The 17,463-nt window shown below is 71.9% G+C and carries 18 protein-coding genes and 1 pseudogene; 16 read left to right on the top strand and 3 right to left on the bottom strand.

Annotation, left to right across the window (positions count from 1 at the left end; genetic code table 11):
- Positions 1 to 12 precede the first annotated feature (12 nt).
- The 3 genes from FIV44_RS32080 to FIV44_RS11170 are packed head-to-tail and all read right to left on the bottom strand — an operon-like array spanning position 13 to position 3,105.
- Positions 13 to 2,187, bottom strand: a complete 2,175-nt coding sequence (locus FIV44_RS32080; protein WP_246086916.1) for an SLC13 family permease — start codon at positions 2,185 to 2,187, stop codon at positions 13 to 15.
- Positions 2,184 to 2,666: a TrkA C-terminal domain-containing protein gene (locus FIV44_RS11175; protein WP_141004502.1), complete on the bottom strand. Its 483-nt coding sequence runs from the start codon at positions 2,664 to 2,666 to the stop codon at positions 2,184 to 2,186. The genes FIV44_RS32080 and FIV44_RS11175 overlap by 4 nt, the downstream gene beginning before the upstream one ends.
- Positions 2,656 to 3,105 (bottom strand): hypothetical protein, encoded by a 450-nt coding sequence (locus tag FIV44_RS11170; RefSeq protein ID WP_141004501.1) that lies wholly within the window; start codon positions 3,103 to 3,105, stop codon positions 2,656 to 2,658. The genes FIV44_RS11175 and FIV44_RS11170 overlap by 11 nt, the downstream gene beginning before the upstream one ends.
- A gap of 113 nt (positions 3,106 to 3,218) precedes the next feature.
- Here FIV44_RS11170 and FIV44_RS11165 point away from each other — a divergent pair, with 113 nt between their 5' ends.
- The 16 genes and pseudogenes from FIV44_RS11165 to nuoI all read left to right on the top strand — a co-directional run bounded on the left by FIV44_RS11165 (position 3,219) and on the right by nuoI (position 17,443).
- Positions 3,219 to 4,178, top strand: coding sequence for a sensor histidine kinase (locus FIV44_RS11165; protein ID WP_141004500.1), 960 nt, complete (start codon positions 3,219 to 3,221; stop codon positions 4,176 to 4,178).
- Entirely contained in the window at positions 4,175 to 4,837 is a 663-nt protein-coding gene (locus tag FIV44_RS11160; RefSeq protein WP_141004499.1) for a response regulator, read from the top strand. The genes FIV44_RS11165 and FIV44_RS11160 overlap by 4 nt, the downstream gene beginning before the upstream one ends.
- Positions 4,838 to 4,867: 30 nt before the next feature.
- On the top strand, positions 4,868 to 5,506 hold the full coding sequence (locus tag FIV44_RS11155) for an MBL fold metallo-hydrolase (RefSeq protein WP_141004498.1): 639 nt from the start codon (positions 4,868 to 4,870) through the stop codon (positions 5,504 to 5,506).
- 58 nt (positions 5,507 to 5,564) lie between these two features.
- On the top strand, positions 5,565 to 6,245 hold the full coding sequence (locus FIV44_RS11150) for a hypothetical protein (protein ID WP_141004497.1): 681 nt from the start codon (positions 5,565 to 5,567) through the stop codon (positions 6,243 to 6,245).
- Positions 6,242 to 6,961 carry a dienelactone hydrolase family protein gene (locus FIV44_RS11145; RefSeq protein ID WP_141004496.1) on the top strand — a complete coding sequence of 240 codons (720 nt, stop codon included), beginning with the start codon at positions 6,242 to 6,244 and terminating at the stop codon, positions 6,959 to 6,961. Before FIV44_RS11150 ends, FIV44_RS11145 begins: the two co-directional genes overlap by 4 nt.
- 42 nt (positions 6,962 to 7,003) lie before the next feature.
- The gene (locus FIV44_RS11140) at positions 7,004 to 7,693 is read left to right on the top strand and encodes a demethylmenaquinone methyltransferase (protein ID WP_141004495.1); all 690 of its coding nucleotides are present in this window, start codon (positions 7,004 to 7,006) and stop codon (positions 7,691 to 7,693) included.
- A 363-nt stretch (positions 7,694 to 8,056) separates the two neighbouring features.
- Positions 8,057 to 8,413 carry an NADH-quinone oxidoreductase subunit A gene (locus FIV44_RS11135; RefSeq protein ID WP_141004494.1) on the top strand — a complete coding sequence of 119 codons (357 nt, stop codon included), beginning with the start codon at positions 8,057 to 8,059 and terminating at the stop codon, positions 8,411 to 8,413.
- A 51-nt stretch (positions 8,414 to 8,464) separates the two neighbouring features.
- Complete coding sequence (locus FIV44_RS11130) at positions 8,465 to 9,019, top strand: NuoB/complex I 20 kDa subunit family protein (RefSeq protein ID WP_141004493.1); 555 nt, start codon at positions 8,465 to 8,467, stop codon at positions 9,017 to 9,019.
- Positions 9,016 to 9,750: an NADH-quinone oxidoreductase subunit C gene (locus FIV44_RS11125; RefSeq protein ID WP_141004492.1), complete on the top strand. Its 735-nt coding sequence runs from the start codon at positions 9,016 to 9,018 to the stop codon at positions 9,748 to 9,750. Before FIV44_RS11130 ends, FIV44_RS11125 begins: the two co-directional genes overlap by 4 nt.
- On the top strand, positions 9,747 to 11,087 hold the full coding sequence (locus tag FIV44_RS11120; RefSeq protein WP_141004491.1) for an NADH-quinone oxidoreductase subunit D: 1,341 nt from the start codon (positions 9,747 to 9,749) through the stop codon (positions 11,085 to 11,087). Before FIV44_RS11125 ends, FIV44_RS11120 begins: the two co-directional genes overlap by 4 nt.
- Positions 11,084 to 11,488: pseudogene (locus FIV44_RS34020) on the top strand (NAD(P)H-dependent oxidoreductase subunit E); the annotation flags it as partial. The gene FIV44_RS11120 and the pseudogene FIV44_RS34020, both read left to right, overlap by 4 nt.
- The gene (locus FIV44_RS34015; RefSeq protein ID WP_425465162.1) at positions 11,473 to 11,790 is read left to right on the top strand and encodes a hypothetical protein; all 318 of its coding nucleotides are present in this window, start codon (positions 11,473 to 11,475) and stop codon (positions 11,788 to 11,790) included. The pseudogene FIV44_RS34020 and the gene FIV44_RS34015, both read left to right, overlap by 16 nt.
- Positions 11,787 to 13,097: an NADH-quinone oxidoreductase subunit NuoF gene (gene nuoF, locus FIV44_RS11110; protein ID WP_141004490.1), complete on the top strand. Its 1,311-nt coding sequence runs from the start codon at positions 11,787 to 11,789 to the stop codon at positions 13,095 to 13,097. Before FIV44_RS34015 ends, nuoF begins: the two co-directional genes overlap by 4 nt.
- Positions 13,094 to 15,556: an NADH-quinone oxidoreductase subunit G gene (locus FIV44_RS11105; protein ID WP_141004489.1), complete on the top strand. Its 2,463-nt coding sequence runs from the start codon at positions 13,094 to 13,096 to the stop codon at positions 15,554 to 15,556. Before nuoF ends, FIV44_RS11105 begins: the two co-directional genes overlap by 4 nt.
- Positions 15,556 to 16,866, top strand: a complete 1,311-nt coding sequence (gene nuoH / locus FIV44_RS11100) for an NADH-quinone oxidoreductase subunit NuoH (RefSeq protein ID WP_141004488.1) — start codon at positions 15,556 to 15,558, stop codon at positions 16,864 to 16,866. The genes FIV44_RS11105 and nuoH overlap by 1 nt, the downstream gene beginning before the upstream one ends.
- Entirely contained in the window at positions 16,859 to 17,443 is a 585-nt protein-coding gene (gene nuoI / locus FIV44_RS11095; protein WP_141004487.1) for an NADH-quinone oxidoreductase subunit NuoI, read from the top strand. The genes nuoH and nuoI overlap by 8 nt, the downstream gene beginning before the upstream one ends.
- Positions 17,444 to 17,463: the final 20 nt, after the last annotated feature.

Raw genomic sequence — 17,463 nt, 5'->3', positions numbered from 1 at the left:
ACCCGATGCTGGTCAGGTACGCGCCGGTGGCGGTGAAGACCTGGATCCTGCCGCCCTGCGCCCCGCCGTCGGCGTAGTCCGCGACGTAGACGTTCCCCTGCGCGTCGGTGGCGAGGCCGATGGGCCACTGGAACGCGCCGTTGCCGGTCCCGACCTGCCCCACGTGCCGCGGAAGTCCCCGCCGGGACCGAACCGGGACACCCGGTTGTTCCACCGCTCGCCGACGTAGACGTCGCCGCCGGGTCCCACGGCGATGGACTGGGGGTTGTCGAGCTGGCCGGCGCCGCTCCCGGAGCCGCCCCAGCGGCCCACATAGCTGCCGTTCGCCGCGTAGTGGATCACCTCGTCGTCGACGACGTCGGTGACGTAGATGTCACCGGAGGCGCCCACCGCCACGTCGGTCAACCCGACGTTCTCCACCGGCGTGTGGCCGATCAGGTCGAGGCCCGCGTCGAGGATCGCGACCCGGTCGTCGTCGACGACGTACACCCACCCCTGCGGCCCGACCTCCACCCCGCCGGCGGCGTCGAGGTCCACGCTCCTCAGCAGCGCGCCCGCCGCGCTGTACCGCTTGAGCCGGTCGAAGTTGTCGTCGACGACATAGACGTCGCCCGTCGCCGGGTTGACGGCCAGGTCGTCGTCGCCGTCGACCACGAGCTGCCGCACCGCCTGGTAGCCCTGGCCCGGCGTGACCGCGCTTGCGGGCGTCGCCGGCGCGAGCGCCGTCAGCACCAGCGCCAGCGGCACCCCCGCGGCGAGCGCCGTACGCCGCCGTACCGTCGAGATCCCCGTCCGATCCGCCCGATCCATCCGCATCCGTCGCCTCCTGAGCCCGGTCCCACCGCGACCCTCCCCGGTCGTCCGGCGGCCAAACGCGCGACCGTGTCCGAGCTCAGACCAGCACGAAGTAGCGGAGGTAGACGTAGAGCCAGGCGATGACGAGGGTGACAGCGGTGACCACGAGGCCGTACTTCGTGAACTTCCAGAAGCTGATCGGCTCTCCGGCCTTGGCGGCGATGCCGAGGACGACGACATTGGCTCCGGCGGCGACGGCGGTGGCGTTGCCGCCGAGGTCGGCGCCGAAGACGAACGCCCACCACAGCGGGCTGTCGGCCCCGAGGACGCCGTGGCGGCCACCATCTCCTCGACGATGGGGACCGTCGCCGTGGTGTAGGGGATGTTGTCGACGAAGGCGCCGACCACGCCGGAGCCGAAGAGCAGCGCGGTCGCGGCCACCAGCTCGCGGTCGCCCATCGCCTCGGCGGCGAGCTCGCTGATCCGGCCGATGACGCCGACCTGGACGAGGGAGCCGACCAGGACGAAGAGCGCCATGAAGAAGGCGAGCGTGCCCCACTCGACCTCCTCGAGGAACTCCTCCGGCTCGGTCCGCGACACCAGCACGGTCGCGCCGGCGCCCATCATCGCGACGACCGACGGGTCGAGGTGCAGCACCGTGTGCAGGCTGAAGGCCACCATCACGAGCGCCAGCACGATCAGGGAGCGGCGCAGCATCCGCATGTTGGTGATCGCGTCGCGGGGGTGGAGGCCGCCGAGCGCGTCGCCGACGTCGACCGATCGCGACAGGTCGTGGCGGAACAGCCAGCGGGCCATCACCACGAAGACGAACAGCAGGATGATCGTCAGCGGCAGGGAATGGATGAGGAAGTCGAGGAAGCTCAGGCCCGCACGGCTGCCGATGATGATGTTGGGCGGGTCGCCGATCAGCGTCGCCGTGCCGCCGATGTTGGAGGCCAGGATGAGCGAGATCAGGTACGGCGCCGACGGGAGGTTGAGCTGCCGGCACACCGAGAGCGTGACCGGCGCGACCAGCAGCACGCAGGTCACGTTGTCGAGGATCGGGGCGACGGTCGCGCTGATCAGGACGAGCAGCACGAGCAGCCGGTACGGGCGCCCGCCCGACTTCAGCGCCGCCCACAGGGCGAGGAACTCGAAGAGGCCGGTCTGCTTGAGGACGCCGACGATGATCATCATCCCGAACAGCAGGAAGATGACGTTCCAGTCGATGCCGGTGTGGTGGTCGAAGAACGCCGAGTTCGCGTCGACGAGCCCGATCACCACCATCCCGGCGACGCCGCCGAGGGCGGCCGCCACCCGGTGGACGCGCTCGGTGGCGATGAGGGCGTAGGCGACGATGAAGATGGAGAGCGCGGCGGAGGTGAGGATCACGCCGCACTCTCCCCGGCGGTCCGTACGCCGAAGGCCCGGGCGGAGTTCGGGGGCTCGAGCGACTCGTACCAGCCGGCCAGCCGGCCGTACCGGCTCACCGCGCGCAGCCGGTCCTCGACCTCGTCGACCTTGCCGAGGGCGGTCACGACGAGCACCTGGTCGCCGGTGCGGAGCGTGGTCCGCCCGGAGGGCACCAGCGCGTCCTTGCCGCGGGTGATGAGCGAGACCGCGGCACCGGGCGGCAGCCGCAGCTCGCCGACCTCGACGCCGGACATCTTCGACTCCGGCTCCACCTCGAAGCGCAGCAGGACGCCGTCCATCCGGTCGAGGGTGGCGAACCCGATCGACACCTTGTGGGTGAAGCTGCCCTTCTCCGCCCAGCGCGGCTGCCGGCCCCGGCCCACGGCCAGGCCGACCGCGAAGCCGACGGCCGCGCACAGCATCCCGACCGCGATGGCGAGCTCCAGCTCAGCGTTCATCGTCACCCTCCAGGTCGATGCGGTGCTCGGCGTCGGCCGACGGCGAGACGAGCAGGTGCTCCACGGCGACCACCTCCACGGACAGCAGGTCCGCCCCGAGCGCGCGGGTCTGGTGGCACACGCCCTCCTCGACCTCGCGCAGCCGCGGGCCGAGGGAGTCCTCCAGCGTCGCGAGCCGCTGGCGTCGTACCCAGGTGCTCGCGGCGGGGACGATGAGCGCCAGCGCGATCCGGTCGACCTCCGCCTGGGGCAGCGTCGCCGAGGACAGCTTGGCGTCGAGCAGGAGGCGGATGTCGGCGTCGTCCTCGGTCCGCTCCCGGACCGTCACGGGCACGACGTACACCGGTTGGCTGCCGGCGCTGCCTCCCGGACGGGTGTCGTCGTGCACCCGGCCGGAACGCAGGCCGAGCAGGCGGCGCAGGGGGGAGTCGGGCGGCATGTGTCCAGCCAAGTCGACGGCGGCCCGCCACGGTATGGGTGCTACCCCCCATTTCCGCGCGCGAGGGGAGTGGTGGCTGGCCCCGGACGGCGCGGTGGGCGAAGGTGGACACCGTGCGGCTCGCGAACTCCTCCCTCTACTGGAAGGTCTGCCTGATCAACGGCGCCGTGCTGTGCGCGAGCCTGCTGGTGCTGCTGCTCTCCCCGGCCCGGGTCTCCCGGCAGGTCGTCGTGTCCGAGGCGGTGGTGCTGGTCGTCGGGCTGGCCCTGGTCCTGGCGGTCACCGCCGTGCTGCTGCGGCGTGCGCTCGGGCCGGTCGACCGGGTGATCCGCGAGATGGCGACGGTGCGTCTCGGCGGGGTCGGCCAGCGGCTCGACGCCGGCGGCGAGGGGCCGGGCGCCCAGCTGGTCCGCAGCTACCACGCCATGCTGGAGCGGCTCGACGACGACCGCCGCGCCAGCAACGCCCAGGCGCTCGCCGCCCAGGAGGCCGAGCGGCACCGGGTCGCCCAGGAGCTCCACGACCAGGTGGGCCAGAGCCTGACCGTCGTGCTGCTCGGGCTCAAGCGGCTCGAGGAGCAGGCGCCGCCCGACCTGCGCGAGGAGCTGGCCTCGGTCCGGGAGAGCGCGCGCGCCGGCCTGGACGACGTACGACGGGTGGCGCGCGAGCTGCGTCCCGGCGTCCTCGACGACCTCGGCCTGCAGGCGGCGCTGGCCTCGCTGGCGACCGACGTCGCCCGGCACGGCGGGCCCGCCGTACGACGCAACTTCGGGCCGGGCCTGCCCGACCTGTCGCCGCAGGCGGAGATCGTGATCTACCGGGTCGCGCAGGAGGCGCTGACGAACGTCGTGCGTCATGCGGCGGCTTCCCGGGTGGAGCTGTCGCTGCTGCGGCTGGGCGACGAGGTGGTGCTCGAGGTCATCGATGACGGGCGGGGCTTCGCGGGCTCCGCCGACGCGCAGGCCGGGACGGGGATCGCGGGCATGCGCGACCGCGCCGACCTGGTGGGCGGATCGGTCGAGGTGGTCTCCGCCGAACGGGGGACGACGGTGCGGCTGCGGGTGCCGGCATGAGCGCGCCGGCCGGGAGGATCCGGGTGCTGCTCGCCGACGACCACGCGCTGGTCCGGCACGGCGTACGGCTGATCCTCGAGCAGCAGCCCGACATCGAGGTGGTCGCCGAGGCCTCGGACGGCGCGGAGGCGGTGGCGCTGCTGCGCGAGATCGACGTCGACCTCGTCGTCCTCGACATCGCGATGCCGACGATGACCGGGCTCCAGGCCGCGCGCGAGATCAACCGGCGCCGCGAGCCGCCGCGGATCCTGATGCTGTCGATGCACGACAACGAGCAGTACTTCTTCGAGGCCCTCAAGCTCGGCGCCAGCGGCTACGTGCTGAAGTCGGTCGTCGACGAGGACCTCGTCGAGGCCTGCCGCGCCGCCATGCGCGACGAGGCGTTCGTCTACCCCGGCGCGATGGGCGCGCTGGTGCGCGACTACCTCGACCGGCTGGCGCGCGGCGAGCGGGTCCCCGAGACCGTGCTCACCCCGCGCGAGGACGAGGTGCTCAAGCTGATCGCCGAGGGCCGCTCCACCCGCGAGATCGCCACGATCCTCTCGATCAGCGTCAAGACCGTCGAGAAGCACCGCTCCCACATCCTCGCCCGGCTCGGCATGTCCGACCGCACCCAGCTCACCCGGTACGCCATCCGGGCCGGGCTCGTGGAGCCCTGAGCCTCGGCGACCCCGACTACCGTGGGCGCCATGCGCCTCACCAAGTTCGGTCACTCCGCCGTCCGGATCGAGCACGACGGTACGACGGTCGTCCTCGACCCCGGCGGGTGGAGCCAGCGGGAGTCCGTCGACGGCGCGGACGCGGTGCTGATCACCCACGAGCACCCCGACCACTACGACCCGGACCACCTGCGGGCCGCCGACGCCCCGATCTACACGATCGACGCGGTTGCCGCGCAGATCCGCGAGGGTGCGCCCGACCTGGTGGAGCGGGTCACCGTGGTCGCGCCGGGGGAGGCCTGGTCGATCGGCGGGATCGGGGTCCGGGCGGTGGGCGAGCTGCATGCCGTGATCCACCCGGAGCTGCCGCGGTTCCACAACACCGGCTACCTGCTGACCGCGGGGGAGAGCACGCTCTTCCACCCGGGGGACGCGCTGGAGGGGCCGGGGGTCCCGGTCGACGTACTCCTGGTGCCGGTGTGCGCCCCGTGGATGCGGGTCTCGGAGGGCGTGGAGTTCGCCCGCGGCGTCGGCGCCGCGCGCAATGTGGCGATCCACGACCGGGTGTTCTCCACCGAGGGGCTCGGCGTGGCGGACGCGCAGTTCGGCAGGTTCCTGGGAGCGGACGGGCTGGAGTACGCCCGGCTGTCCGACGGCGCGGACCTCTGAGAAGGGCCGCTCCAGGGCCGCTCAGGGGCCGCACAGGTCGACCGGGCATGATGGCCCGATGCCGATCGCTCGATCCACCGTCGTGGGCGCCACCACCGGCGTCCTCCTCCTCGCCGGAGCCGTGGGCTTCGGCGTCGGCCTCCCCAAGGTCGTCGACGACGCCGCGGCGGTGTCCTCCGCCGATCTCCCCACCCTGCCGGACCGGCTCGACGACCGGATGATCGCCCTCTCCGCGGTCACCGCCGAGGACGCCGGCCTCACCGACCAGGCCGACCTGGAGGCCGTCCAGCAGGTCGCCGACCGCGCCGCGGACGGCGACACCGAGGCGTCCAGCAACCTCGCGACGATCTACGGGGCCGCGCAGGTCCGCGCGTACGTCGACGCCAAGGTGATGGGCCAGTCCGACGCGCAGTCCGCGCCCGCCCAGCTCGCCGTCACCGTCACGCCCGGCGGGGCCGGACTGGTCATCCCCAGCGGCCCGTTCGCGATCGACCAGCAGGGCGGCTCCCACTACGAGCTCCGCGAGATCGGCGGCCACCGCTGCGCCGTCGCCTGGCAGGAGAGCGTCGACCCGACGACCGGCCTGCCCACCGGCGAGGAGGTGCCGGCCGCCAACTACCAGGCCGAGTGCCGCGCCGAGAGCGACGGCCTGAGCTACGACGTCTACGCCACCGGGCTCGCGCCCGACGAGGTGGCGTCGTACGTCGACCGCGTCCTCGAGCTCGCCGCGAAGGGGTGAGCGCCATCGACGCTATCGTCGGCCGCCCGGACGACGGCGGGCGGGAGCACCCCGGCGTGCTCCTCTTCGCCGACGCCTTCGGGCTGCGGCCGCAGATCCAGGCGATGGCGGACCGGATCGCGTCCTGGGGGTACGTCGTCCTGGCGCCGCACCTGTTCCACCGCGACGGCACCGTCGCCGAGCTCGCGCCCCAGGGCGACCTGCGCACGCCGGAGGGCCGCGAGGCGGCGATCGGCCAGGCGATGACCCGGGTCCGGGCGCTGACCCCGGACCTGATCGTCGCCGACGCGGCCGACCACGTCGCGGCCCTGCGCGGTCTCGTCGGCGTGGCGGACGGACCGCTGGGCGCCACCGGCTACTGCATGGGCGGCGCCGTCGCCGTCCGGACCGCCTGCGCCCGGCCCGACGACATCGCCGCGGTCGGCAGCTTCCACGCGGGCCGGCTCGCCACCGACGCGCCGGACAGCCCCCATCTCGGGCTGGCCGACGCGCGGGCGGCGTTCGTCTTCGCCCATGCGGACCAGGACCCCTCGATGCCGCCGGAGGCGATCGCGCTGCTGGAGCGCACGCTCAGCGAGCACGGGCTGGAGTTCGCCAGCGCGACCTATCCGGACGCCCCCCACGGCTTCACGATGGCCGACACCAGCAGCTACCAGGAGGCCGGTGCCGAGCGGCACTACCGCGAGCTCCGCGACCTGCTCGCCGCGCGCCTCTGAGGCGGTCGGCGGCCGTCGGCGGGCGCCGACTAGGCTGCCGCGGTGGCCCGCGCAGAGCTCGACAAGCAGCCCGCCGACGTACGACGGATGTTCGACGCCGTCGCGCGGCGCTATGACCTGACCAACGACATCCTGTCCTTCGGCCAGGACCGCCGCTGGCGGCGCGAGGTGCTCGCCGCCGTGGACCCGTCGTACGGCGACCGGGTGCTCGACCTCGCCGCCGGCACCGGCACCTCCAGCCAGCCCTTCCGCGACGCCGGCGCCGAGGTGGTGCCGTGCGACTTCTCGATCGGCATGCTGCAGGTCGGCAAGAGGCAGCTGCCCCACCTGCCGTTCACCGCCGGCGACGGCACCCGGCTGCCCTTCCGCGACGCCACCTTCGACGCCGTGACCATCTCCTTCGGGCTGCGCAATATCGTCGACCCGCTCGCCGGCCTCGCTGAGCTGCGCCGGGTCACCAAGCCAGGCGGCCGGCTGGTCGTGTGCGAGTTCAGCCACCCGACCTGGGGCCCGTGGCGCACCGTCTACATCGAGTACCTCATGAAGGCGCTCCCCGCCGTCGCCCGCGCCGTCTCCTCCGCCCCCGACGCCTACGTCTACCTCGCCGAGTCGATCCGCGCCTGGCCCGACCAGCGCGGCCTGGCCGACCTGATCGCCGAGGCCGGCTGGTCCCGCCCCCAGTGGCGCAACCTCTCCGGCGGCATCGTCGCCCTGCACCGCGGCACCGCCTGACCCGCCGGCCGTCCTGCCCGGGGATCGCGCCCGGCCACTGCGGGCTGCGGCTGCATGGATCCCCGGATGTCCGGGGATCCATGCGGTTGTCAGGGGTTGCAACCCCTGACAACCGCATGAACTGCCCCTCCGCTGTGACGCCTGGTGCCGGTGAGCCGACGACCCCGCCCAAGGGGGCGGCGGTCGCCTCCTCCTCGAGGTCACCCGCGCGGGGGATTTTCGACACCTCGATGTGTGCTAAATCCGCAGGTCAGGGGGCATTTCGCGATATTGCGACCCCGCTGTGACGGGCGGACCCAGCAGTGGCAGTATGTGCTTCACACCACTAGTGATTCTGTTCACAAGGTCACGAGAGGGAGGCTCATGGAGCTCTACACGCCGGTGCTGGTGCTGGCGGCCTTGGCGGCGCTGTTCGCGGTCGGGTCGGTCGTCATGAGCACGATGGTGGGGCCGCGGCGCTACAACCGCGCCAAGCTCGACTCCTACGAGTGCGGCATCGAGCCGACGCCGCAGGCGCTGGTGGGCCGCTTCCCGGTGAAGTACTACATCACCGCGATGCTCTTCATCGTCTTCGACATCGAGATCATCTTCCTCTACCCCTGGGCCGTGCGCTTCGACGCGATGGCCTGGTTCGGGCTGGTCGAGATGGTCCTGTTCATCGCCACCGTCTTCGTCGCCTACGCCTACGTCTGGCGTCGGGGCGGCCTCGACTGGGATTGAGGACCACGATGCACCTCGGCGCCTCGCGGCCCTCAACGGGAGGAAACTGACATGGGTATCGAAGAGAAGCTCCCGAGCGGAGTCCTGCTGAGCACGGTCGAGGGCCTGGCCGGCTACATGCGCAAGGCCAGCTTCTGGCCCGCGACCTTCGGCCTGGCCTGCTGCGCGATCGAGATGATGACCAGCGGCGGCCCGAAGTACGACCTCGCGCGGTTCGGCATGGAGGTCTTCCGGGCCAGCCCGCGGCAGGCCGACCTGATGATCGTGGCCGGCCGGGTCAGCCAGAAGATGGCGCCGGTGCTGCGGCAGATCTACGACCAGATGGCCGAGCCCAAGTGGGTGCTGGCGATGGGCGTGTGCGCCAGCAGCGGCGGCATGTTCAACAACTACGCCATCGTCCAGGGCGTCGACCACGTCGTCCCTGTCGACATGTACCTCCCCGGCTGCCCGCCGCGCCCGGAGATGCTCATCGACGCGATCCTCAAGCTCCACGACAAGGTCCAGCACACGCCGCTCGGCGCCAACCGCCAGGCCCAGATCCGCGAGCTCGAGGCCGAGGGCCTCGCCGCCCTGCCCACCAGCGACATGAGGGGGATGCTGCGGTGAGCGACGACAAGCCCGCGGACAAGCCCGACAAGGCGGTCGAGCAGCCGGCGACCGACCAGTCGCCCGAGAACGCCCCCGAGGCGCTCGGCGAGCCCGGCATCGAGGTCCGCGCCGTCGGCGAGCGCCACGGCATGTTCGGCGTGCGGGGGTCCGGCGACACCAGCGGGTACGGCGGCCTGGTGGCGCCCGTCGTCCTGCCCGGTGCCGCGCAGCGGCCCTACGGCGGCTGGTTCGACACGGTGGCCGACGTGCTCGACCCGCTCATCGAGCAGGTCGTGATCCACCGCGGGGAGATCACCTTCCACATCCACCGCGACCACCTGCTCGAGGCGGCCAGGCTGCTCCGCGACGACCCGAGCCTGCGCTTCGAGCTGCTCTCCGGGGTCAGCGGCGTGCACTACCCGGGCGACGCCGGGCGCGAGCTGCACGCCGTCTACCACCTGATGTCCTACACCTGGAACCGCCGCGTGCGGGTCGAGGTCGCCGCGCCGGACGGCGACGCCAGGGTCCCGAGCCTGGTCCCGCTCTACCCCGCCGCCGACTGGCACGAGCGGGAGACGTGGGACATGTTCGGCATCGTCTTCGACGGCCACCCGGCGCTGACCCGGATCCTGATGCCCGACGACTGGCCGGGCCATCCCCAGCGCAAGGACTACCCGCTCGGCGGTATCCCCGTCGAGTACAAGGGCGCCAGCGTCCCGCCGCCGGACCAGCGGAGGAGCTACTCATGACCACACAGGACTTCTACGCCGACAGCACCGACACCACCGAGGGCCGGGTCTTCACCGTCACCGGCCAGGACTGGGGCGACATCGCCTCCGATCTGGGTGAGGGCGACGCCGCGGAGCGGATCGTCGTCAACATGGGCCCCCAGCACCCGTCGACGCACGGCGTGCTCCGGCTGATCCTCGAGATCGAGGGGGAGACGGTGACCGAGGCCCGCTGCGGCATCGGCTACCTCCACACCGGCATCGAGAAGAACATGGAGTACCGCTCCTGGACGCAGGGCGTCACGTTCTGCACCCGGATGGACTACCTCTCGCCATTCTACAACGAGGCCACCTACGTCCTGGGCGTCGAGCGCCTTCTCGACATCGAGGACGACATCCCCGAGAAGGCCCAGGTCATGCGGGTCCTGCTCATGGAGCTCAACCGGCTCTCCTCCCACCTGGTCTGCATCGCCACCGGCGGCATGGAGATCGGCGCGCTGACCGTGATGACGATCGGCTTCCGCGAGCGCGAGCTGGTGCTGGACCTGTTCGAGCTGATCACCGGCCTGCGGATGAACCACGCGTTCATCCGCCCCGGCGGCGTGGCGCAGGACCTGCCCCCGGGCGCGCTCGACGACATCCGCTCGTTCATCGCGCTGATGAAGAAGCGGCTTCCCGAGTACGCCGCGCTCTGCAACGCCAACCCGATCTTCAAGGCCCGCCTGGAGGACGTCGGCCACCTCGACCTCGAGGGCTGCATGGCGCTCGGCCTCACCGGCCCGGTCCTGCGCAGCACCGGCTACGGCTTCGACCTGCGCAAGGCCCAGCCCTACTGCGGCTACGAGACCTACGACTTCGACGTGCAGACCTGGGACACCGCCGACTCCTACGGCCGATTCCGGGTGCGGCTCAACGAGATGTGGGAGTCGCTGCGGATCATCGAGCAGGCCGCCGACCGGCTCGCGAAGCTGGAGGGCGCGCCGGTCATGGTCGCCGACAAGAAGGTCGCCTGGCCCAGCCAGCTCTCCATCGGCAGCGACGGCATGGGCAACAGCCTCGACCACATCCGCCACATCATGGGCGAGTCGATGGAGGCCCTGATCCACCACTTCAAGCTGGTGACCGAGGGCTTCCGGGTCCCTGCCGGACAGGCCTACGTGCCCGTCGAGTCGCCCCGCGGCGAGCTCGGCGCGCACGTCGTGTCCGACGGCGGCACCCGCCCCTTCCGGGCGCACTTCCGCGACCCGTCGTTCAACAACCTCCAGGCGATGGGCGTGATGAGCGAGGGCGGCCAGATCGCCGACGTCATCGTGGCCATCGCGAGCATCGACCCCGTGATGGGAGGCGTCGACCGATGAGCACCACTGCACCGTTGGACGACAAGACGCTCGCCGAGCTCCGCGAGATCGCGGCCCGCTATCCCGAGCCCCGCTCGGGCCTGCTGCCGATGCTCCACCTCGTGCAGTCCGTGCAGGGCCGGATCACCCCCGAGGGCATCGAGGCCTGCGCCGCGATCCTCGAGATCAGCGCCGCCGACGTCAACGGCGTCGCGACCTTCTACACGATGTACAAGCGGCACGGCGTCGGCGACTACCACGTCGGCGTCTGCACCAACACGCTGTGCGCGGTGATGGGCGGCGACGCGATCTTCGAGCGGCTCAAGGAGCACCTCGAGATCGGCAACGACGAGGTCGCCGCCCAGCGCCAGGGCGACTCGCGCACCGTCAGCCTCGAGCACATCGAGTGCAACGCCGCCTGCGACTACGCGCCGGTGATGATGGTCAACTGGGAGTTCATGGACAACCAGACCCCGAGTCGGCGGTCCAGCTGGTCGAGGCGCTGCGCTCCGGCCACGAGGTCAGCTCCACCCGCGGCCCGCGGCTGTGCACCTGGCGCGAGGCCGAGCGGGTGCTCGCCGGCTTCCCCGACGGTCGCGTCGACGAGGGCCCCTCGGCGGGTCCGGCGTCGCTGGTGGGTCTGGAGATCGCCCGTGAGCGGGGCTGGACGGCGCCCGAGCCCGCGGCGCCACCGGCGGTCGAGGCGAAGGAGGCGGACGCATGAGCGACGTGCTGACCCCGGTCCTGACGGACATCTGGGACGCCGAGCGGTCCTGGAAGCTGGCGACCTACGAGGCCCGGGGCGGGTACGCCGCCCTCGACGTCGCCTTCGCGATGAGCCCCGACGACGTCATCGCCTGCGTCAAGGACAGCGGCCTGCGCGGTCGCGGCGGCGCCGGCTTCCCGACCGGCATGAAGTGGAGCTTCATCCCGCAGGACAACCCGAAGCCGAAGTACCTCGTCGTCAACGCCGACGAGTCCGAGCCGGGCACCTGCAAGGACATCCCGCTGATGATGGGCAACCCCCACGTGCTCGTCGAGGGCGTGATCGTCAGCTCCTACGCCATCCGCGCCAACAAGGCGTTCATCTACATCCGCGGCGAGGTCGTCCACGTCATCCGCCGGGTCCAGGCCGCGGTGGCGGAGGCCTATGCCGCCGGGCACCTCGGCAAGGACATCCACGGCTCCGGCTACGACCTCGACGTGGTCGTCCACGCCGGCGCCGGGGCCTACATCTGCGGCGAGGAGACCGCCCTGCTGGAGGGCCTCGAGGGCCGGCGCGGGCAGCCGCGGCTGCGCCCGCCGTTCCCCGCCGTCGCCGGCCTCTACGCCAGCCCGACGGTCATCAACAACGTCGAGTCCATCGCCTCCGTCCCCGCGATCGTCGAGAACGGCGCCGCCTGGTTCGCCTCGATGGGCACCGAGAAGTCCAAGGGCCACGGCATCTTCTCGCTGTCCGGCCACGTGCAGCGGCCCGGCCAGTACGAGGCGCCGCTCGGCATCACCCTGCGCGAGCTGCTCGACCTGGCCGGCGGGGTCCGTGAGGGACACCAGCTGAAGTTCTGGACCCCCGGCGGCTCCAGCACGCCGCTGTTCACCGACCAGCACCTCGACGTGCCCCTCGACTTCGAAGGCGTCGCCAGCGCGGGCTCCATGCTCGGCACCCGCGCGCTGCAGATCTTCGACGACAGCGTCTGCGTGGTGCGGGCGGTGCTGCGCTGGACGGAGTTCTACAAGCACGAGTCCTGCGGCAAGTGCACGCCCTGCCGCGAGGGCACCTGGTGGCTGGTGCAGGCGCTGGCCCGGCTGGAGAGCGGCCAGGGCAGCGAGGAGGACCTCGACCAGCTGATCGACCAGTGCGACAACATCCTGGGCCGCGCGTTCTGCGCTCTCGGCGACGGCGCCACGAGCCCGATCACCAGCTCCATCCAGTACTTCCGCGAGGAGTACCTCGCCCACCTCACCCACGGCGGGTGTCCCTTCGACCCGGCGAGGTCGACCGCGTGGGCCGGACAGGAGGTGTCGGCATGACCACGACCCCCGACAAGACGGTCGAGCGCACCGACCTGGTCACCGTCACCATCGACGGTGTCGAGGTCAGCGTCCCCAAGGACACGCTGGTGATCCGCGCCGCCGAGCAGATCGGCGTGCAGATCCCGCGGTTCTGCGACCATCCGCTGCTCGCGCCGGTGGGCGCCTGCCGCCAGTGCCTGGTCGACGTACCCGATGCGGGGAACGGCCGCGGCTTCCCCAAGCCGCAGGCCTCCTGCACGCTGCCGGTCGCCGAGGGCATGGTCGTCAGCACCCAGGTCACCAGCCCGGTCGCCGACAAGGCGCAGCAGGGCGTGATGGAGCTGCTGCTCGTCAACCACCCGCTCGACTGCCCGGTGTGCGACAAGGGCGGCGAGTGCCCGCTGCAGAACCAGGCGATGTCCAACGGACGCGGGGAGTCGCGCTTCTCCGACGAGCGCAACCGCGGCGTGAAGCGGACCTTCCCCAAGCCGATCAACCTCTCGCCGACGGTGCTGCTCGACCGCGAGCGCTGCATCGTGTGCCAGCGCTGCACCCGCTTCGCCGACGAGATCGCGGGCGACCCGTTCATCGCGCTCGTGGAGCGCGGCGCCGAGCAGCAGATCGGCATCGCCGAGGACGCGCCCTTCCTGTCGTACTTCTCCGGCAACGTCATCCAGATCTGCCCGGTCGGCGCGCTCACCTCCGAGCAGTACCGCTTCCGGTCGCGCCCCTTCGACCTCGTCTCGTCGCCCGGTGTCGCCGAGCACGACGCGTGCGGCTCCGCGATCCGGGTCGACCACCGGCGCGGCAAGGTGATGCGCCGCCAGGCCGGCGACGACCCGCACGTCAACGAGGAGTGGATCAGCGACAAGGACCGGTTCGCCTTCGCCTACGCGCAGGCCGACGACCGGCTCACCTACCCGCAGGTCCGCGACACTCTGCCTGATGGAGGGCAGGGCAGCCTCCGCCCGGCGTCCTGGCCGGAGGCGTTCACCGTCGCGGCGCGCGGCCTGGCGGCCGCCCGCGAGGCCGGCGGGGTCGGCGTCCTCACCGGCGGCCGGCTCACCACCGAGGACGCCTACGCCTACAGCAAGCTCGCCCGGGTCGCGCTCGGCACCAACGACATCGACTTCCGCGCCCGGCCGCTTTCCGCCGAGGAGACCGCCTTCCTGGCGAGCCACGTGGCCGGGACGGTGCGTGGTGCCGGCGCGGTGACCACCGGCGGCCTCGCACCGGTCTCGTACGACGACCTGGAGTCCGCCGCGAAGGTGGTCCTCGTGGGCCTGGAGCCCGAGGACGAGGCGGCCGCGATCTTCCTGCGCCTGCGCAAGTCGGTCCGCGCCGGCGGCACCGAGGTGGTCAGCCTGGCGCCGTTCACGACCCGCGGTCTCACGAAGCTCTCGGGCCGCCTGGTGCCGACGGCGCCCGGCGACGAGCCCGCCGCGCTGCGGGCCCTCGCCGGCGAGCTCGACGCCACGAGCGTGCTGCTGGTGGGGGAGCGGATGGCGACGGTCCCCGGCGCCCTCGGCGCCGCCGCCGAGATCGCCGCCTCCACCGGCGCCCGGCTGGCCTGGGTGCCGCGCCGGGCCGGCGACCGCGGTGCGGTCGAGGCCGGCTGCCTGCCGACCCTGCTGCCCGGCGGCCGGCCGGTCGCCGAGGCCGCCGCCCGCGTCGACGTCGCCACCACCTGGGGGGTCCCCTCCCTGCCGGAGGCGCCCGGCCGCGACGCCGACGCGATCGTCGCCGCCCTGGCGGCCGGCGACCTCGGTGGGCTGCTCGTCGCGGGGGTCGACCCCGACGACACGGCCGACCCCGCCGCCACCCGCGCCGCGATCGACGCCGCCGGGTTCGTGGTCGCCCTCGACCTGCGGCGTACCGAGGTGACCGACCGCGCCGACGTCGTCTTCCCCGTCGCCCCGACCACGGACAAGGCGGGCACCTTCGTCAACTGGGAGGGCCGGGCCCGTCCCTGGGAGGCGGCGCTGCACAACCCCGCGTCCCTCCCCGAGCTGCGCGCCCTCGCCGGCATCGCCGAGGAGCTGGGCACGCCTCTCGGCTTCCGCACCGTCGACGAGGTCCGGGCCGAGATGGCCCAGCTCGGCCCCTGGGACGGTGCACGGGCCGAGTCCCCACAGGCGCCGGGAGCCCCCGCCGAACGCCGCGAGTCGACGGTGCTGCTCTCGACCTGGAAGCAGCTGCTGGACAACGGGTCGATGCAGGACGGCGACAAGTACCTCAAGGCGACCGCCCGGACGCCGGTCGCGCTGGTCACCGGCGCCGACTTCGACCGGTACGGACCGACGGTGACGCTCACGGGCGATCGCGGGTCGATGACGCTGCCCGCGGAGATCTGCGACGACCTCGTCGAGGGCGTGGTGTGGGTGCCGGCCAACTCGGTCGGCAACGGCGTGCTCGCCGATCTCGCCTCGCCGGGGAGCCCGGTCACGATCACGGGAGCGGAAGGGGTGCACGGCTGATGGGCCTGGACGCGTTCGGCAACGATCCCTGGTGGATCGTCGGCCTCAAGACCCTGTTGATCTTCGTCATCCTGGTCCTGCTGACGCTGTTCAACATCTGGGCCGAGCGCCGGGTGGTGGCCCGGATGCAGCACCGGATCGGGCCCAACGTCAACGGCCCGTTCGGGCTGCTGCAGTCGCTGGCCGACGGCGTGAAGCTCGCCTTCAAGGAGGACCTGATCCCCAAGGCCGCCGACAAGGTGGTCTTTGTCCTCGCGCCGGTCATCGTCGTGGTGCCCGCGTTCGTGACGTTCTCGGTGATCCCGTTCGGGCCGGAGGTGAGCTTCTTCGGCCACCAGACGCCGCTGCAGCTGACGGACATGCCGGTGGCGGTGCTGTTCGTGATGGCGATCGCCTCGATCGGGATCTACGGCATCGTGCTGGGCGGCTGGTCCAGCGGGTCGACGTACTCCCTGCTGGGCGGGCTGCGCTCGAGCGCGCAGATGATCTCCTACGAGGTCGCGATGGGCCTGGCCCTGGTCGCGGTGTTCATGTACGCCGGGTCGATGTCGACCAGCGAGATCGTCGCGGCGCAGGACAATCTGTGGTTCGGGCTGATCCTGTTGCCGTCGTTCGTGATCTATGCGATCGCCATGGTGGGGGAGACCAACCGGGCGCCGTTCGACCTCCCCGAGGCCGAGGGCGAGCTGGTGGGCGGCTTCCACACCGAGTACTCCAGCCTGAAGTTCGCGCTCTTCTTCCTCGCCGAGTACATCAACATGGCCACGGTCTCGGCGCTCGCGACGACCCTGTTCCTGGGCGGCTGGCGTGCGCCGTTGTGGATCGACGAGGTGTGGGCGGGCGCCAACTCCGGCTATTGGCCGGTGCTGTGGTTCTTCGGGAAGGTGTTCTTCTTCATCTTCGTGTTCATCTGGCTGCGTGGGTCGTTGCCGCGGCTGCGCTATGACCAGTTCATGGCGTTCGGGTGGAAGCGGTTGATCCCGATCTCGTTGGTGTGGATCGTCGCGGTCGCGACGATGCGGGCCGCGCGCAACGAGGGGGTGTTCGATGAGGGCTTCGGCAGCAATCCGCAGTTCTGGATGATCGTGGTCGGTGTCGTCCTGGTCGTGCTGCTGCTGACCTTCCTCGTGCCCGAGGCCGAGGACGACGAGGCCGACCTCGACATCGCCACGCCGCGTGCCGGGGGCTTCCCGGTCCCGCCGATGCCGGCCGGGGGCGCGGTCCGGGGCGCGGCCGCGCCGCTGGTGTTCCGTTCCGCCCATGAGACCGACCATGAGACCGTTCGCGATTCAGGGGTGAGCAATGGCTGACCAGCACGGTTCGAAGAGGACCCGGGAGAAGGGCCCGTCCCTCAAGGAGCAGTACTGGGACCCGGTCGCCGGGTTCGGCGTCACCTTCCGGACCATGTTCCGCAAGGTTGTCACCGAGCAGTACCCGAAGGAGAAGCTGCCCACCGCCCCGCGCTTCCACGGCCGGCACCAGCTCAACCGCTGGCCCGACGGCCTGGAGAAGTGCGTCGGCTGCGAGCTGTGCGCCTGGGCCTGCCCGGCGGACGCGATCTACGTCGAGGGCGCGGAGAACGACGACACCCTCGGCCCGGACGGGGAGTCCGGCCGCTACAGCGCCGGCGAGCGCTACGGCCGCGTCTACCAGATCAACTACCTGCGCTGCATCCTGTGCGGGCTGTGCATCGAGGCCTGCCCGACCCGGGCGCTGACGATGACCAACGAGTACGAGCTCGCCGACGACAGCCGCGCCAGCCTGATCTACGAGAAGTCCGACCTGCTGGCCCCGCTGCTGCCCGGCATGGAGCAGCCACCGCACGCCCAGCTGCTCGGCAGCGACGACGACTACTACCGCGGCGACTTCAAGGGGGCCCAGCAGTGACCGCGTTCTGGGTCCTCGCG

This window comes from Nocardioides humi (assembly GCF_006494775.1).
Lineage (GTDB): Bacteria > Actinomycetota > Actinomycetes > Propionibacteriales > Nocardioidaceae > Nocardioides > Nocardioides humi.
Note: the sequence above shows the minus strand (reverse complement) of the source record. Positions and strands in the feature narration are given on the sequence as shown.

What these genes read in the sequence shown, in the direction of transcription:
- FIV44_RS11175 (WP_141004502.1), bottom strand. Translation starts at nt 2,666, where the DNA reads ATGAACGCTGAGCTGGAGCTCGCCATCGCGGTCGGGATGCTGTGCGCG.
- FIV44_RS11170 (WP_141004501.1), bottom strand. Translation starts at nt 3,105, where the DNA reads ATGCCGCCCGACTCCCCCCTGCGCCGCCTGCTCGGCCTGCGTTCCGGC.
- FIV44_RS11160 (WP_141004499.1), top strand. Translation starts at nt 4,175, where the DNA reads ATGAGCGCGCCGGCCGGGAGGATCCGGGTGCTGCTCGCCGACGACCAC.
- FIV44_RS11155 (WP_141004498.1), top strand. Translation starts at nt 4,868, where the DNA reads ATGCGCCTCACCAAGTTCGGTCACTCCGCCGTCCGGATCGAGCACGAC.
- FIV44_RS11150 (WP_141004497.1), top strand. Translation starts at nt 5,565, where the DNA reads ATGCCGATCGCTCGATCCACCGTCGTGGGCGCCACCACCGGCGTCCTC.
- FIV44_RS11135 (WP_141004494.1), top strand. Translation starts at nt 8,057, where the DNA reads ATGGAGCTCTACACGCCGGTGCTGGTGCTGGCGGCCTTGGCGGCGCTG.
- FIV44_RS11130 (WP_141004493.1), top strand. Translation starts at nt 8,465, where the DNA reads ATGGGTATCGAAGAGAAGCTCCCGAGCGGAGTCCTGCTGAGCACGGTC.
- FIV44_RS11120 (WP_141004491.1), top strand. Translation starts at nt 9,747, where the DNA reads ATGACCACACAGGACTTCTACGCCGACAGCACCGACACCACCGAGGGC.
- nuoF (WP_141004490.1), top strand. Translation starts at nt 11,787, where the DNA reads ATGAGCGACGTGCTGACCCCGGTCCTGACGGACATCTGGGACGCCGAG.
- FIV44_RS11105 (WP_141004489.1), top strand. Translation starts at nt 13,094, where the DNA reads ATGACCACGACCCCCGACAAGACGGTCGAGCGCACCGACCTGGTCACC.
- nuoH (WP_141004488.1), top strand. Translation starts at nt 15,556, where the DNA reads ATGGGCCTGGACGCGTTCGGCAACGATCCCTGGTGGATCGTCGGCCTC.
- nuoI (WP_141004487.1), top strand. Translation starts at nt 16,859, where the DNA reads ATGGCTGACCAGCACGGTTCGAAGAGGACCCGGGAGAAGGGCCCGTCC.